This window comes from Acidovorax sp. KNOB132, assembly GCF_057541515.1.
In genome coordinates this window covers 1-1971 of the sequence record NZ_BAAJYT010000439.1, presented here as the reverse complement: position 1 = coordinate 1971, position 1971 = coordinate 1, and the positions used below count along the sequence as shown (strand labels likewise).

Sequence of the window (1971 nt, the reverse complement as noted above, 5' to 3'; positions counted from 1 at the left end):
CCGGGACGGGCGGGCGCCATGCGGGGCGAGCCGGTCGGCGACCGGGCCCTGGCGCGCGACGAGCTCCAGGCGCGCCGCCGACTGCAGCAGCGCGCGCCCCTGGACCCCGAGCAGGTCGGCCCGCAGCACATGGACCGCGCCCTGCGCCAGGCCCGACGCCATGGCCGGGCGCGCCTGGCTGCTGCGCACTGCGGTCTCGATGGCCACCTGCAGGTCCTGCACGTAGGAAGACGCGCGTTCGTTGAGGATGACCAGGTCCACGCTCAGCTGCTTCATGCGCCAGTATTCGTGGGCCGTGAGCAATTGCCGCACCTGCGGCATGTCCTCGATGTCGTCGATGCGCAGCACCACGATGGGCAGGTCGCCGGAGACCGCGTGCGGCCACAGCCCCGACTGCGGCCCGGCGCCCTGCAGCAGGGTCTCGGGATGGGCGCGGAACCGGCGGTCGGCATACAGCAGCGGGGCGGCCAGGCGCTGGAAGTCGGCGGCTTCCTCGCCGTCCACTCCCAGGTGGCGCAGTTGCACCTGGGCTTGCGTCCACGACAGCGTGGCGGCGCGGTCGAAGGCGCTGCGCTCGTGGTGCTGATCGATCAGGTCCAGCAGCCCCGCGCGGGTGGATGCCACCACCGTCCAGAAGGCGATGCGCGCCAGCCCGCCCGGTGCCACGCGCACCCGCTGGCGCAGGGCGAACACCGGGTCCAGCACCGTGCCCACGGCGCCCGACAGCGGCAGGTCCTGCAGCACGGCGGCGGCGGTGGCGGGGTCGCGTCCCCGGCCCAGGAAGCCCGCGCGGTCGGAGCCGTACTGGGGCGCCGCGGTGATCTCGCCTTCCAGCACCGCGAAATGCCCGGCCCATGCCTGCGGCTCGTGCGGCGTGCGCGGCCGGCGCGTGGCGATCAGCGCGCCGAATTCCGGCAGGTACTCGGTCAGCACGAAGAGCTTGGAGAACGCGGGATGCGCGTCGTCCGCGGCCTGCGGCGCCAGCACTACCTCGGCATAGGAGGTCACATCGATCTCGCGCGCCCGGCGCCCGCTGTTGGCCAGCGAGATGCGGCGCACCTCGCCGTCGGTCTCGCCGGACACCAGCACGTCCAGCGTGGTGAGCAGGCCCTTGTCGTGGTGCGAGAACGTGGCGTGGTCCTCGCCGAACAGCACGTCGCCGTGGTGGTGGCTGGTCCCCAGGGGCTGGGTGGTGGGCGACCAGAGCTGGGCGCTTTGCACATCGCGCAGGTAGATGAAACTGCCGTGCGAATCCCGCGTGGCGTCCTCGCGCCAGCGGGTCACCGCCACCCCGCGCCAGCGGCTGTAGCCCGCGCCGGCGGCCGTGAGCATGACCGTGTAGCTGCCGTTGGACAGCAGGTGCGTGACCGGCCCCGGCGCTCCGGCCACCAGGCGGCGCACGGTGGGCGGCTGGCCCACGCCGCCGTCCAGCGAGGCCTTGACTTCTTCGGCGCGTGGCCGGTCCACCGCCACGTTGCGCGGCGTGCGCTCCTGCAGCAGCAGTTCGCTGGACTGGACCATGGGCTCGCGGTGAAAGCGCTCGCGCATGCGGCCGTCCTTCAGCACGTTGAGCAGGGCCACGATGGTCATGCCCTGGTGGTGGGCCATGTAGTTGCGCACGATGGCCACCGGCTGCCCCTCGGGCAGGCGCGTGGGCGTGAAATCCAGCGCTTCGTAGAAGCCATGGTGGCCCAGCGCGCCCAGGGCGGCCAGGCGCTCGTAGTTCAGCAGCGCCGCGCGCGGCTCCACCATGGCGGCCAGGCCGGTGGCGTACGGCGCGATGACGCGGTTGTCGCCGAGTCCGCGCTTGAGGCCCAGGCCCGGCACGCCGAAGTTGGAGTACTGGTAGGTGAACTCCCGGTCGCGCGCGTTGTAGGCAGACTCCGAGATGCCCCACGGAATGCCGAGCGCCTGCCCGTACGCGATCTGCCGCTGCACCACGAGGCGGTTCGTCTGCTCCAGCAGGCTGCC

At 72.8% G+C, this 1971-nt stretch carries 1 protein-coding gene; it reads right to left on the bottom strand.

Annotation, left to right across the window (positions count from 1 at the left end; translation table 11 throughout):
* On the bottom strand, positions 1-1971 hold a 1971-nt coding region (locus AC27IO_RS23490), incomplete at both ends, for a glucoamylase family protein (RefSeq protein WP_498741075.1).